The 13,729-nt window shown below is 40.3% G+C and carries 13 protein-coding genes; 8 read left to right on the top strand and 5 right to left on the bottom strand.

Annotated features, from left to right (window positions below; translation table 11 throughout):
• The first annotated feature begins 3 nt into the window (after positions 1-3).
• Positions 4-471 (top strand): hypothetical protein, encoded by a 468-nt coding sequence (locus tag EJ995_RS00520; RefSeq protein WP_126444570.1) that lies wholly within the window; start codon positions 4-6, stop codon positions 469-471.
• A gap of 34 nt (positions 472-505) precedes the next feature.
• Positions 506-1,444: a DUF2971 domain-containing protein gene (locus EJ995_RS00515; RefSeq protein WP_126444568.1), complete on the top strand. Its 939-nt coding sequence runs from the start codon at positions 506-508 to the stop codon at positions 1,442-1,444.
• Between the two features lie 80 nt (positions 1,445-1,524).
• On the opposite strand, the gene EJ995_RS00510 is transcribed toward EJ995_RS00515, so the two are convergent.
• From EJ995_RS00510 to EJ995_RS00490, 5 genes are all read right to left on the bottom strand, one after another.
• On the bottom strand, positions 1,525-2,256 hold the full coding sequence (locus EJ995_RS00510) for a DUF6263 family protein (RefSeq protein ID WP_126444566.1): 732 nt from the start codon (positions 2,254-2,256) through the stop codon (positions 1,525-1,527).
• Positions 2,257-2,396: 140 nt separating this feature from the next.
• Complete coding sequence (pruA, locus tag EJ995_RS00505) at positions 2,397-4,025, bottom strand: L-glutamate gamma-semialdehyde dehydrogenase (RefSeq protein WP_126444564.1); 1,629 nt, start codon at positions 4,023-4,025, stop codon at positions 2,397-2,399.
• A gap of 475 nt (positions 4,026-4,500) precedes the next feature.
• The gene (gene apaG, locus EJ995_RS00500; RefSeq protein ID WP_126444562.1) at positions 4,501-4,887 is read right to left on the bottom strand and encodes a Co2+/Mg2+ efflux protein ApaG; all 387 of its coding nucleotides are present in this window, start codon (positions 4,885-4,887) and stop codon (positions 4,501-4,503) included.
• A gap of 1 nt (position 4,888) precedes the next feature.
• Complete coding sequence (locus EJ995_RS00495; RefSeq protein ID WP_126444560.1) at positions 4,889-6,034, bottom strand: DUF3667 domain-containing protein; 1,146 nt, start codon at positions 6,032-6,034, stop codon at positions 4,889-4,891.
• Between the two features lie 28 nt (positions 6,035-6,062).
• Complete coding sequence (locus EJ995_RS00490) at positions 6,063-7,316, bottom strand: type IX secretion system plug protein (RefSeq protein WP_241234659.1); 1,254 nt, start codon at positions 7,314-7,316, stop codon at positions 6,063-6,065.
• 177 nt (positions 7,317-7,493) lie between these two features.
• On the opposite strand from EJ995_RS00490, the gene EJ995_RS00485 reads away from it, so the two are divergent.
• Genes EJ995_RS00485 through nqrF form a run of 6 tightly spaced genes read left to right on the top strand, consistent with a single transcriptional unit; the run spans position 7,494 to position 13,656 of the window.
• Positions 7,494-8,837 carry a Na(+)-translocating NADH-quinone reductase subunit A gene (locus tag EJ995_RS00485; RefSeq protein ID WP_126444558.1) on the top strand — a complete coding sequence of 448 codons (1,344 nt, stop codon included), beginning with the start codon at positions 7,494-7,496 and terminating at the stop codon, positions 8,835-8,837.
• A gap of 4 nt (positions 8,838-8,841) precedes the next feature.
• Complete coding sequence (gene nqrB / locus EJ995_RS00480) at positions 8,842-10,221, top strand: NADH:ubiquinone reductase (Na(+)-transporting) subunit B (RefSeq protein ID WP_126444556.1); 1,380 nt, start codon at positions 8,842-8,844, stop codon at positions 10,219-10,221.
• A gap of 2 nt (positions 10,222-10,223) precedes the next feature.
• On the top strand, positions 10,224-10,949 hold the full coding sequence (locus tag EJ995_RS00475) for a Na(+)-translocating NADH-quinone reductase subunit C (protein ID WP_126444554.1): 726 nt from the start codon (positions 10,224-10,226) through the stop codon (positions 10,947-10,949).
• A 50-nt stretch (positions 10,950-10,999) separates the two neighbouring features.
• Positions 11,000-11,698 carry an NADH:ubiquinone reductase (Na(+)-transporting) subunit D gene (locus tag EJ995_RS00470; protein ID WP_126444552.1) on the top strand — a complete coding sequence of 233 codons (699 nt, stop codon included), beginning with the start codon at positions 11,000-11,002 and terminating at the stop codon, positions 11,696-11,698.
• Between the two features lie 19 nt (positions 11,699-11,717).
• A complete protein-coding gene (gene nqrE, locus EJ995_RS00465) occupies positions 11,718-12,335 on the top strand; it encodes an NADH:ubiquinone reductase (Na(+)-transporting) subunit E (protein ID WP_126444550.1) in 618 nt (205 codons plus the stop codon).
• Between the two features lie 19 nt (positions 12,336-12,354).
• Entirely contained in the window at positions 12,355-13,656 is a 1,302-nt protein-coding gene (gene nqrF, locus EJ995_RS00460; RefSeq protein WP_126444548.1) for an NADH:ubiquinone reductase (Na(+)-transporting) subunit F, read from the top strand.
• Positions 13,657-13,729: the final 73 nt, after the last annotated feature.

Below are 13,729 nucleotides of genomic sequence, written 5' to 3'. Positions count from 1 at the left end.
GCAATGAAAGCAAGCGTTAAAATCATTTTATTTTTAGTTGCCATCTTTTCTACAATAGCAATCGTGGCACTGGTGTTTGCTGTAAATATTATGGGCTCAACACCAGACGATTACGGTGATCAAGAAGCAGCTATTTTGACTGAGAATGAGATCGGAAATACTCATAAACAAAACGATTCAATTCCTCAAGGTACTTTTATTTATGACCTGTACTTCGCCGAATGGAATGGCCGAATGCCAAACACACCAGTTAAGATTCATATTGATGGAAATCATATAACAATCATGAAAACTGAAGAAACTAGTCTTAGCGGTCCTGATTCCATTTTAGATAGTTTCATTTACAAACATCACTCAGGAACTTGGATCATCACAGACAATCCTAAGGAAATTTACCACGAAGAAATTGGTGGTTGTTCTGGAGGTGCAATTCCTATTGATTTTGAGAAAAAAATAATTGAGTTCTGTTGAGAAGCTATACTAGAAATTTGATGGTTGTATTCTGATGTTTAAATATTGTTCTATAAATAAATACACATTAGAAAATCTCTCTAACGAGCAGATTTACTTTAGCTCACCTAGTTTCTTTAATGATCCGTTCGATACTTTTCACCCAGCGTCAGTTGAACGATTAAGCGATAAGATATTTGTAGAGCTAGTTACTAAATTATGGAAAGGACGTTTCGATCAAGGAGATTTGATGGAAATAATGAACAAATCAATTTCGCTTGATAGGTATTATTCATTTTGTGTGGATCATATAGATTACATATTTCAATTTGATAGTGAACATAAACTAGTCAAGTATCGAAGCAAAAAAGCCTATTTAAATTATTTGTCGATGATTGGAGGAAATAGTAAAGAACTATTTTCCGAAGAAGTGTTTGATTTGTTAAACGAATTGAAGATTCACCTTACTGGGGTAATTGTAAATGTTCTGAATGAGATTAGAGTCAATAAATTCTCTAAAATGGGAATATCTTGTTTTTCTAAGAATTCTGATAATCTTTTAATGTGGTCGTATTATGCCGATGGACATAAAGGTATATGTCTAGAATTCGACTCTACTGTGCTGCCATTTTCAAAAACAATTGAAGTCACTTATCGATCTGAAATTCCAAATATTATATCTGATTTGTTCTTTTCAAAAGAAAGTGATTTGCAATCCTTGATGAAACTTGCTACCCATAAATCCATTGAATGGTCTCATGAAGAAGAATTAAGGCTTTTACATCATAATAATAATCAGAAATACCGATATCCCAAAGGATCTTTAAAAGCGCTGTACTTCGGATGTAAGGTTAGTGACGAACATTTTGATAAGATAATGAGTATTGTCCGTCAAATATATCCTGAAGTAAGATTATTTAAAATGGTTCCTTCTACAACTAAATTCATTTTAAATAAACGGGAATTTATTTACAGAGAAAAATCTGAAAAGTAAACTTTAATATGACCACATTTAACCAAAAATGCCTTTCCAGACAAGAAAGGCATTTTTCATATTTCAACAAATTCTTTGAACTACTGCTTGCTCATCTCCATTGTTGAGATGACCGTTACCTGCATTCCTTGAGCGGTAACAACAATTTCAGAATCATTATTTGTAGCACCAGTAGCGATGTCAATATCGGCTGTGCCTTTAAGTTCACCAGTTCCTGCGCCAGATACCACACCGTTTAAGTCAACATAGACCTTTCCGTCTTCAATTTTGGTGACGGTATAGGTAGTTTTGACGTTCATTCCCTGATTAGTGTTTTCTGTTGTCCAGCTAGAACCTACGCTTACTTCTTCTTTAGGGAAATCAATAGAACTCTGTCCAGAGGTAAATTGATCCATTCCAGGTAGTGCAGGATCTGCTTTTGTGCTTAACGTGTTGCCGTACCTGTCAAGTGAACTATAAATGACCGCTTCCATCATTGGGTCAAATTGCGTTTTCATCATTTTGCCTGTTTGATCAAGGTCTTCTTCATCCATGTCAGAGTTATAATTCATGACCATTCCACCTTGATTCATTTTCATATCAATAGAGGTGATTTTGGATGCTGTTTTTATAGTGTCTTGAGCAACATCAGTAACCTCCATTTCCATGAGTATCGTCATATCGGTACTACCATCCATTCCTATTATTTGCTTTTGAACGACACTGGCAGTATAAACATCACCTTCGTTATAATTAGTACGCAGTAAAACGGATTCTTGAGCATAGGTTTGAGCGGTAATCGCAATAAATGCTAGGAGCAATAATTTTTTCATTTCAATTCTTTAGAGAGGTGATAAATGAGCCTCATGTTTATGTTGCGGCAAATATACTGCGTAAATGAATTGATAATTAAAATAAACAAAAATGCCTTTCCAATCAGGAAAGGCATTTTTTATTGCATTAATCTTAAAACCTACTCACCCAAAAACGGATACCTATAATCCGTAGGTGTGACGAAAGTTTCTTTGATCATACGTGGGCTTACCCAGCGTAGAAGATTAAGTTTAGAACCTGCTTTGTCGTTAGTTCCAGAGGCTCTCGCACCACCAAAAGGCTGCTGTCCTACCACGGCACCAGTAGGCTTATCGTTAAGGTAGAAGTTACCAGCACAATTTTGCAAGGCATCAGTTGCTTGCGATAGCGCATAACGATCTTGTGATAGCACCGCACCTGTCAAGGCATAGATACTGGTCTCATCGACTAGCTTTAACGTCTCTTCCCAATTTTTATCTTTATAAACATAGATGGTAATTACAGGACCAAAAAGCTCTGTCTCCATGGTTTCATAATTAGGATCTGTAGTCACGATGACGGTAGGCTCTATAAAGTAGCCTTCACTCTTGTCATAACCACCTCCAAAAATCACTTCAGCTTTTTTACTTTTTTTGGCAGCATCGATATACTTGGCCAGCTTGTCAAACGATCCTTCATGAATCACGGCAGTCATGAAGTTGCTCATGTCACCTGGCGATCCCATCGTGATGCTTTCTAGATCTTTTCCTAGCGCTTCTTTCACGTCAGCCCATATACTTTCAGATATATAAGCACGTGATGCGGCACTACATTTTTGACCTTGGAATTCAAAGGCACCGCGTGTAATTGCCGTGGCAACTTGTTGTGGTATGGCAGTTTTGTGCGCTACGATAAAGTCTTTACCACCAGTCTCACCTACAATACGCGGATAGGTTTTGTACTTATGAATATTCTTACCTATTTGTTCCCACAAACCTTTAAAAACAGTTGTAGAACCTGTAAAGTGAACTCCAGCAAAATCCTCATGACCCAAAACTTCTTTGGTCATCATCACTGGATCTGCATTCACCATATTGATCACGCCATCTGGCACGCCAGCTTCTTTAAATACTTCCATGATCACATTAGCGCTCAGCATCTGGTGGTCACTAGGTTTCCATACGGTCACATTACCCATCAAAGCTGCACTCGCTGGCAAGTTTCCAGCAATAGCCGTAAAGTTGAAGGGACTTATACAGTAGATAAATCCTTCCAGCGGTCTGTATTCTAGTCTGTTCCACGCACCGCTTGTAGATTCTGGCTGCTCTGCATAGATCTCGGTCATGTACTCCACATTAAATCTCAAGAAGTCGATCAGCTCACAGGCCGCGTCGATTTCTGCTTGAAAAACGGTTTTTGACTGGTTGACCATGGTTGCGGCATTAATGCGAGCACGGTAAGGTCCAGCGATGAGTTCTGCAGCTTTTAGGAAGATTCCTGCGCGCTGTTCCCATGGTAATTTTGACCATTCCTTACGAGCTTCCAGCGCAACCTTAATCGCTTTTTTCACTTCTTTTTTACCTGCACGGCTGTAGGTTCCAACAACGTTTTGGTGATCGTGCGGTGGTCGTATCTCGCCAGTGTCCTTGGTGGTGATTTCCTCGTCGCCTATGTACAAAGGCACCGCGGTTTGTGTGGCATAAAATTCTTGATAAGCGCGCAATACTTCTTCTCGCTCGTGAGTGCCTGGCGCATATGATAATATAGGTTCATTGACCGCTACGGGTACATTGAAAAATCCTTTTCCCATGATAATGTGTCTTATTTTATTCAGCTGTGAAAGTACAAAATCATACACGCAATGCCTACAGCTGTCTATTGGTAAAGCGTATGAGCGCATAGTTTTAATAGAATAATAACGCTTTCGCGAAAGCATAATTCTCAACCACATCATCATAATAAGGAGATCACGGTCGTTTTACAACTGCTTGCAAGTGGGCTGATGATTTTTTACTCCAAGTATTTAGAAATTATAAGTTTCTTCTGCTTTATCTAGAGTTCTCTGGCAATTAGGATAGGAGTTGCACAAGATTTTGATTTCTTCATCATGGTAGGTAAGCAGTAAAGCTATCGTGCAACAGGAGAGATAGTACCACCATGTTCTTTGCTTGATGATTGACTTTGGGCTTATAAGCTTTCGCGAAAGCGGAACCGAGAAAAAATAAAATTAAAAGTAAAGTGAGGTATTATAATGTGAGCTATCGTGCGACCGCTACAAGCTATGTCTAATTAAGCGCAAACGGTGCACTAAGCTTAAAGCTAGGGACAAAAACAGTGAATTGCCGTGTAGAAGTGAGGTTAACCATATTGTAAAAGCCGCTCATGTTGCCAAAGGATGACGCTAGTAAACAACCGCTCTCATAACTGTGAGACTCACCTGGTTTAAGGACTGGTTTCTTGCCTATCACGCCTTCACCGGTGACGACCTGTGTGTTGTTCAAACTGTCTTGAATCTTCCACTGGCGTGAGTTGAGCTGCACGCTGTCCTTGCTTTGGTTCTCAATAGTAATCTGGTACCCAAAGGCAAAGTGCATCTTATAATTCTTATAAAATGTACCCTGAAAACTCGTTTGCACCGATATCTTGATGCCTCTGGTAACCTGTTGTAACATGTCAGACTCCTATAAACACGCTGCCCACGACAAATAGGCTGGCGCTTACTGTGAATAGCACTAAAAATACAAAATTTAAAAATGCAAACTTGACAATGGTCTTAAATCTGCCTTGTTTGTAAAAATTGCGCATGGCTTTGTAGAGGTAAAAAGGCCCTAGAACGCCTAAGATGATTAGGCTCATCCATTCCCAAGAGATCCAACCGAAGGATAGACTAACCATACCTAACAATATAAAAAGACTCAGGAAAAAGAAAGTAAACACGTGAAAGGTGAAAACCATGTGTTCCATATAATTATAGTCTCTCCTAATATATACCAACCATAAAAAGAGGCTAATGGCTGGTGCAAAAAAGAATAGGAACAATGGTATTTTGGGTACCACCATTTCTACTAATTGATAGGGTTGCTTTTCTAGCGCATTAAAACGACGAGCTTTCCTGTATCGCGATCGATTAAGATCAGTGACTTCATGATCAAGGCTTATGAGTGCCTGATTGATGTTCATGGCAGGATTACGTTCTGCATGCGTTTTATAATCGTCTGTTTGAGCGAGGTATTTATAGAGATAGTTTTTCTCATCTAACTGCTGTTGGGTTGCGTATTTAGGTATCGCTTGAGTGCTGTCTGGTTGTAGCTCTATATCGTCAATGACCTCAGTCAATACGCCAGCGGCAATACGATTGCCTTGAGACTCTAGCGAATCACGGCGCCTTACCAATTCCAATAAATTTGCATCGCTTTGGGCTTGTTCCATGCCTTTCTCGATGCCTTCATTCATTCCTTCTACAAACTCTGTAAAATCATCGTCCCAATTAAGAAACAATTGACCTAATAAGAAAAAGACGATCGTCACTGATAAAAAGAAACGGAATGGATTAGCATAATGAACGCGCTTGCCTGCGCAGTATTCCTGCGTGACCTTACCTGGTTTGAAAAGGATACCGCTTATCGTGCGCCATATCCTGTTGTCGTAGCTGATAAAGTTGGCGAACAATTCACTGAAAAAATCACTTAGTGCCAGTCGCTTCTTACTATTAAGCTGTCCACACTGGTGGCAATATTTGTCCACATCTTCCAGCGGTGTCTCGCAATTAAGACAGTGCGTGCTGCGGTATTGCGGCAAGGATCTTACTGGATGCTTCATGATCGATGGTTGGGTCGATCAAATATAATTAATTGGTAATGTTTGCGCTATTTCCAGCACCTATTCCTATAAGTCGATCATAACGGCCACCTGGCTCGCGATAGTAGGCGAGTACTGTGTAAAGATTTTCGGTAGGCCATTTATTGCCAGAAATCAATCCTGGTATTTCCTCGCCATTTGCATCATAGGCTCTATAAATGTAGTTGTAAAAACCTTGCTTCATGAGCATTGTCGTGGTGTATAGATTTCTTACTTCATCATGCACCATGAGATTTTCTTCCTGTAATTGATAGCCATTATAGTTTCCAGAAACAAAAACGCTTGTACCTTCAGGCAGGACGATGCCTGGATCCATGGTAAAATGAACCTTAGTATATTCTGCCTGGATGTCGTTGTCCTCATTAGTAACTGTACTCACTAGAAAACCACCGTTGATATCTGGATTGTATGTGTATTCATCCAAAAATCTTGATCGGTCGATGTAAAGATGGGTGTTGTAAAGCTCGCCTAGTTTGACAAAATCAATATTGTTGTTAGGCGCCCTAAAATCCCTACTTTCAAAATTCAAATACTCATTACCAGCCCAAAAAGATGCTGGTCCATCATAATTGTATTCCTGCCTATTACCTAGATTGAATTGAGGCTCTAGACCGTAAACCGCCGATTCTAGATCAAGATTTTGTATGATAGCAACCTTAAGATTTTGTGCAGGATTGATAAAGTTGATCTCTTTTGAGTCTACAAAAAACTGAACGCGCTGTTGTGTGTTGACGTATTCTAGGTCACGCGCTCTACGTATTTGTACACCTACGGTGGCTCTAGGTTCAACAATCATAAATTTGCGTGAGAACAATAGTTCACGATCATCATTATAGATGTGGATCATGTAATTTCCTGATCGTGTCAATGCCTCAGTCCATCGATTGGGAATGCTTAACTCATAATGACTGTAGGCTTGCAGTGTGGTAAACGAATTGCGGTAATTTATAATGCGCTGATCGTCAACACCTGTCATAAATTCGTTCTTGTAAAGCGCACTGGGCTCCCAATTATAATCATAATGCTCAATCTGATAGTAGTAATCATCTTCCTGCGCTGTAATGTCATCAAATGACAGATTTATGCGCTCACCTAATTTGTAGATCGGGAACATATTTTCCGCAGGGCGATTGAGTGTAACGGTTTTTATGAATTCGGGATCATTGACCAATTCATCCATTTCCTGTGCAGAAATAGGCGGAACTGTCAAAAAGAAAATAACAGTAAAGATTAAATACTTCATAGAAGCAAAAGTAGGTTTTAAAGCTTAAATTTAGATAGGTTTAGCTTAAAGCGAAAGCAATGCCAAAGCGACCTTAAACCTTTATTTAGATAAGTTCTAAATAATTTTACCTCATAATTTTGCGTTCAATAATTACCTAGATTTGCAGTCCCAAAATGGACTAAATCCAAAGATCCTATGTCAAAAGACATTCGAATAAGAAAAGGGCTTGATCTCAAGCTAAAAGGTGAGGCAGGCCATAAGCTTGTCACCGCACCGCGTTCCAGTGTTTATGCTGTGAAACCACCCGATTTTCATGCTGTTGTACCTAAGTTGATTTTGAAAGAAGGAGCAGCTGTAAAAGCTGGCGAAATTATCTTCTATTCAAAGTATGATGAGGCTGTAAAATTTGCAGCACCAGTAAGCGGTACTATTAGTGAGATCGTGCGAGGTGCAAAACGTCGCGTAATGGAAGTGCGTATTCAAGCTGATGCGAGTGACACTTTTTACGAGCATGGATCCATGGATCCATTGCAAGCTGATCCTACTGCAGTACGCACAAGATTATTAGAAAGCGGTTGCTGGCCGTTTATCATCCAAAGACCGTACGATATTGTCGCTGGTCCAGAAGATACTCCTAAAGCAATATTTATTTCGGCCTATACCAGCGCACCACTTGCTGGTGATGTTGATTTTATTCTCAAGGATAGAAAAGAAGCCTTTCAAGCAGGTGTGAATGCACTGTCTAGATTGACAGAAGGTAAAGTTCATTTGTGTATAGGTAAAAAATCAAACCTTAGCGATATTAAGAATGTTGAGGTTCATAAAGTGAAAGGGCCGCATCCAGCAGGAAACGTAGGTGTTCAAATCCACAAACTGGATCCTATCAATTTTGGTGAGAAAGTTTGGGCTGTTGGCGCAGAAGATGTTGCAACCATCGGTAATTTATTCTTAACAGGTAAGTTTGATGCAGTGCGCACGGTAGCTCTTGCAGGAACTGAGGTTGCTGAGGAAAAGAGACATTATTATACGACCAAAATTGGCGCAAAAGTTTCTGATCTGGTTGGTGAAGTAAATACTCAGGAAACTAGAATAATTTCTGGTGATGTTTTGACAGGCGACCAGATTAATAACGACCAGTATCTTAACTATTACCACAACACGGTAACACTCATTCCAGAAGGTAATGAATATGCTTTTCTAGGATGGTTGCCATTTACCCGAAATGATGTACCGTCAATTTCTGGAACCTCATTGTCATGGTTAACTGGTGGTAAGAGTAAAGTGAATACAAATCTTAATGGTGAGGAAAGAGCGCTGGTAGTGACTGGCGAGATGGAAGAGGTGATGCCTATGAATATTTATCCTATGCAATTGATTAAGGCCTGCATGGCTGGAGACATCGAGAGTATGGAGAACTTAGGTATCTATGAGGTGGCACCAGAAGATTTTGCATTAATAGATTATGTGAACACATCAAAGATCGAGGCGCAAGAAATTATACGTCTAGGTCTAGACTTAATGATAACCGAAGTAGGATAAAACTATGAATTGGGTAAGAGCTAAATTAGATCAGGCTAGAAAGCCTTTCGAACCTGGAGAGAAATATGAAAAGTTTGCTCCAGCAATCAATGCGTTCGATACATTTCTTTTCACACCTAACCACACAACCAAAAAAGGTGCTCACATACGTGACGTTGTGGACTTGAAGCGCACCATGATTACTGTGGTGTTGGCTTTGATTCCAGCGCTACTATTTGGTATGTGGAACACAGGTGCGCAATACCTATATCAAGAAAGAGGTCTTGCTAGTGTTATGGATGTGCCGTTTTGGGACGCTTTTATTGAAGGCGCTATTTTGGTAATGCCATTGATCATCGTTTCCTACGTTGTAGGTCTTACGATTGAATTCATCTTTGCGATTTATCGTGGTCATGAAGTGAATGAAGGTTACCTGGTAACTGGATTGTTGATCCCAATGATTTTCCCAGTAGATATTCCATTATGGATGCTAGCGTTGTCTGTAGCATTTGCCGTACTCATTGGTAAAGAAGCTTTTGGAGGTACGGGAATGAATATTTTGAACCCAGCATTGACGGCAAGAGCATTTGCATTCTTTGCATATCCTCTTTACATGTCAGGTAATGCGATATGGGTACATGAAGGTAGCACGGACGCCATTTCAGGTGAGACGATTTTAGGATCATTGGCTAGTGGTCAATACGACGGTAGCGTGATGGGATCTGCTGCAAACTCGGTAGCATTTGCTGCACCGGTAGAAGAGGCATCAGTGCTCTCAAATATTAGTTTTGATGATATGTTTTATGGTACGATTCCAGGATCCGTGGCAGAAACTTCTGCATTACTAGTTATTCTAGGTGCCATTATATTAATAGCGACCAAAGTAGGTAGCTGGAGAATCATTTTAGGTGGTATCATAGGTGGTCTTGCCATGGGCGCGATATTTAACTTCTTTGGTAATTTGGGTAACGATTTTATCACCAATCTTGTAGAAAGTGGTGCTATCACATTGGATCAGGTTTACAATGATGCTGGTGCCGTTGCAGGTCTAGGATTATCTGGATGGGACGCAACACTTATGGAATTAGGAACAAATCAGTTAATCAACTTCCCATTCTGGCAGCATATGGTTGTAGGTAGTATCTTGTTTGGTGTGGTCTTTATGGCTACTGATCCAGTGAGTGCTGCACAAACCTTTAAGGGAAAATGGATCTATGGTATCTTGATTGGTTTCTTTGGTATCATGATACGCATATTCAATCCAGCATATCCTGAAGGAATCATGCTCGCTATTCTATTAATGAATGTATTTGCACCTACGATTGATCATTATGTTGTTCAAGCAAACGTGGGTAAGCGCAAAAAACGCTTGAAAAAAGCTCAAGCACAACTTCAAACAGCTTAATCATGGATAGAAATTCAAACTCATATACATTTTTGTTTGCCTTTTTAATGGTGGCAGTGGTAGCATGTACGTTAGCTTTTGCAGCAACTAATTTGCAACCAGCGCAAGCAAAGAATGTAAAGGAAGAAAAGATGCAAAACATCTTGGGTACTGTTGGTATCGAGACTACTAGAGATAGCGCTGCAACTCTTTTTAATAAATATATCGTTGAACAACTAGCATTGGATAACAACGGCGATGTACGCACAGATGTGGATGCATTTACTGTGGATCTCAAGAAGGAACTTAAAAAGCCAGTTGAAGAGCAGGCATTTCCTCTATACGTAGCTGATGTTGAAGGCACTCAATACTATATTGTGCCATTAAGAGGTAAAGGTCTTTGGGATGCTATATGGGGTTATGTAGCTTTAAAGGATGACGTGAACACGATCAAGGGTGCAGTGTTTGATCATAAAGGAGAAACGCCAGGTCTAGGTGCAGAAATTACCCAAGGATGGTTCAAGAAGCGTTTTGATGATGAAAAAATCATGGATGAGTCTGGGAACTTTATAGGGGTATCTGTTGCAAAGGGTTACCAAGGCGGTGAGAACAAGGATGACAATGCCGTAGATGCTATCGCAGGTGCTACAATCACCGGTGATGGCGTGACCGACATGATTTCTGAAAGACTCAAGAATTATCTACCATACTTTAAATCAAAAACTGACGTAAAGGTTGCCATGCAGTAATGCTGGTAATGTGATTACGCTTTCGCGAAAGCGGAATAAATAAAAGCTCTATGGCGCAAAATAAAGAATCAAAAAAGCAAGGTCTTATCCTTTTCCTATCTGATACAGACGAGAGAGAAGGCTTGCTAGGTAAGAAGAATCGCAAGCTTCTATCTGATCCATTGACAGACAACAATCCAATTACAGTTCAGGTACTAGGAATATGTTCAGCTCTTGCGATTACAGTTCAATTGAAACCAGCTATCGTGATGAGCCTTGCCGTGATGGCTGTAATGGCTTTTAGTAACATGATTGTATCTGCATTACGTAATTTGATACCGTCGCGTATTAGAATTATCGTGCAGTTAGTTGTTGTTGCAGCTCTTGTAATCTTGGTTGACCAGGTTTTGAGAGCGTATGCATACGACGTTTCTAAACAACTCTCGGTTTTTGTAGGGTTGATTATTACCAACTGTATCGTTATGGGTCGTCTTGAGGCATTTGCTCTAGGACACGGTATTTATAAATCATTCCTTGATGGTATAGGTAACGCAGCTGGATACGCTTTCATCTTGATCTTAGTAGCATTTTTTAGAGAGTTGCTAGGTGCAGGAAAATTATTGGGAATTGAAATTATACCAGAGGCAGTTTATGACTTTGGATATGTGGATAACGGTTTGATGCTTTTGTCACCTATGGCTCTTATTACTGTAGGTATTATCATCTGGGTGCAGCGCAGTCGCAACCGTACATTAATTGAAGAAAACTAAACAACTTAAGAATTAGAAAATGGATTTAATCAATCTCGCTGTAAGAAGTATTTTTATCGAGAACATGGTCTTTGCCTATTTCTTGGGTATGTGTTCTTATCTGGCCGTCTCAAAGTCTGTTAAGACCGCTGTAGGTCTAGGTGCCGCTGTAGTATTTGTATTGGGAATCACGGTTCCTATCAACTGGTTGCTGGACACTTATTTATTAAAGCCTGGCGCATTGAGCCTATGGTTGGGTGAAGAGTATGCTAGTATCGACCTTAGTTTCTTGAGTTTTATCATGTTTATCGCGGTGATCGCGAGCATGGTACAGCTGGTAGAAATGATCGTGGAACGATTTGCACCAGCATTATATGGAGCGCTAGGTATTTTCCTACCACTTATCGCAGTAAACTGTGCGATTCTAGGTGGATCATTATTTATGCAGCAAAAGGATTTCTCTGGTATTGACGAGGCAGCTGTTTATGGAATAGGTTCTGGTTTTGGATTTTTCCTAGCCATTCTAGCCATTGCGGCAATTCGTGAGAAAATCACTTATTCAAATGTGCCTGCACCATTAAGAGGTCTAGGTATCACATTTATCATCACAGGACTTATGGCCTTAGGCTTCATGAGTTTTATGGGAATAGAAATTTAATCATAAGAAAGAACAAGCTATGGATTCTAACGTAATTACCATATTAGCCAGTGCGGCAATATTCCTAGTGCTTATATTGCTACTAGTGACGTTGTTGCTTACGGCAAAATCAAAATTATTGCCTTCTGGTCCGGTTACGATCAACGTTAACGGCGAGAAGGACATTACTACAGGATCTGGTGGTACGCTTCTAGGGACTCTAGGTGACAACAAATTATTCCTGCCATCTGCATGTGGTGGTGGTGGTACTTGTGTGCAATGTAAGTGTGTTGTAACTGATGGTGGTGGTTCTATATTACCAACCGAGGTGCCTCACTTTACCCGTAAAGAGATTGCTGCAGGATGGAGACTAGGCTGCCAGGTGAAGGTGAAGCAGGACATGAAGATCGAGATACCAGAAGAGGTATTCGGTATCAAGAAATGGGAAGCAGAAGTTGTGCGTAACTACAATGTAGCTTCATTTATTAAAGAGTTCGTAGTACGTCTTCCTGAAGATATGGATTATGAAGCTGGTGGTTATATCCAGATTGAGATTCCTAAGTGTGAAGTGAAGTACCAAGATATGGACATCACAGCGCACCCTGAAGAGCACGATACAGCAGATAAGTTTCAAGCAGAATGGGACAAGTTCAACTTGTGGCCACTGGTGATGAAAAACCCTGAAACAGTAGAACGTGCATACTCCATGGCGTCTTTCCCAGCAGAAGGTCGTGAGATCATGCTAAACGTTCGTATCGCAACGCCGCCATGGGATAGAGCTAAGAATAATTGGATGGATGTAAATCCTGGTATTGCTAGTTCATACATCTTTAATCAAAAGCCAGGCGATAAGGTAATCATTTCAGGACCTTACGGTGAATTCTTTATCAATCACAGTGATGCAGAGATGCTTTATGTAGGTGGTGGTGCAGGAATGGCACCTATGAGATCTCACTTATATGAATTGTTTAAGACCTTGAAAACCGACCGCAAGGTAACTTACTGGTACGGTGGTCGTAGCAAGCGTGAGTTGTTCTACATTGAGCACTTCCGTTCACTGGAGCGTGAGTTCCCTAACTTCAAATTCTACCTAGCTCTTTCAGAGCCGCTAGAAGAAGATAACTGGAAAGTGAAAGAAGATATCCATGACGAGTCAGGAGATGGATTTGTAGGCTTCATTCACCAAGTAGTGATTGATCAGTACTTGACTAAGCATGAAGCACCAGAAGATATAGAAGTGTACTTCTGTGGACCACCGTTGATGAACAACGCCGTTGGTAAAATGGCCGAGGACTTTGGTGTACCACCAGAAAACATACGTTTTGATGACTTTGGTGGATAGATAATTATTTATTCCGCTTTCCTGCCTGATCGGCAGGCAGGCGCGAAAGTGTTACTCATAAAAAATCCCGATC

Origin of the sequence: Nonlabens ponticola (assembly GCF_003966335.1) — a bacterium.
In the GTDB taxonomy this organism is placed as follows: domain Bacteria; phylum Bacteroidota; class Bacteroidia; order Flavobacteriales; family Flavobacteriaceae; genus Nonlabens; species Nonlabens ponticola.
The sequence above is the reverse complement of the archived record's forward strand: the minus strand, read 5'-3'. Positions and strand labels throughout refer to the sequence as shown.

Excerpts from the sequence above, each read along its gene's own strand:
- EJ995_RS00520 (WP_126444570.1), top strand. The coding sequence starts at position 4 with ATGAAAGCAAGCGTTAAAATCATTTTATTTTTAGTTGCCATCTTTTCT.
- EJ995_RS00515 (WP_126444568.1), top strand. The coding sequence starts at position 506 with ATGTTTAAATATTGTTCTATAAATAAATACACATTAGAAAATCTCTCT.
- EJ995_RS00510 (WP_126444566.1), bottom strand. The coding sequence starts at position 2,256 with ATGAAAAAATTATTGCTCCTAGCATTTATTGCGATTACCGCTCAAACC.
- pruA (WP_126444564.1), bottom strand. The coding sequence starts at position 4,025 with ATGGGAAAAGGATTTTTCAATGTACCCGTAGCGGTCAATGAACCTATA.
- apaG (WP_126444562.1), bottom strand. The coding sequence starts at position 4,887 with ATGTTACAACAGGTTACCAGAGGCATCAAGATATCGGTGCAAACGAGT.
- EJ995_RS00495 (WP_126444560.1), bottom strand. The coding sequence starts at position 6,034 with ATGAAGCATCCAGTAAGATCCTTGCCGCAATACCGCAGCACGCACTGT.
- EJ995_RS00490 (WP_241234659.1), bottom strand. The coding sequence starts at position 7,316 with ATGAAGTATTTAATCTTTACTGTTATTTTCTTTTTGACAGTTCCGCCT.
- EJ995_RS00485 (WP_126444558.1), top strand. The coding sequence starts at position 7,494 with ATGTCAAAAGACATTCGAATAAGAAAAGGGCTTGATCTCAAGCTAAAA.
- nqrB (WP_126444556.1), top strand. The coding sequence starts at position 8,842 with ATGAATTGGGTAAGAGCTAAATTAGATCAGGCTAGAAAGCCTTTCGAA.
- EJ995_RS00475 (WP_126444554.1), top strand. The coding sequence starts at position 10,224 with ATGGATAGAAATTCAAACTCATATACATTTTTGTTTGCCTTTTTAATG.
- EJ995_RS00470 (WP_126444552.1), top strand. The coding sequence starts at position 11,000 with ATGGCGCAAAATAAAGAATCAAAAAAGCAAGGTCTTATCCTTTTCCTA.
- nqrE (WP_126444550.1), top strand. The coding sequence starts at position 11,718 with ATGGATTTAATCAATCTCGCTGTAAGAAGTATTTTTATCGAGAACATG.
- nqrF (WP_126444548.1), top strand. The coding sequence starts at position 12,355 with ATGGATTCTAACGTAATTACCATATTAGCCAGTGCGGCAATATTCCTA.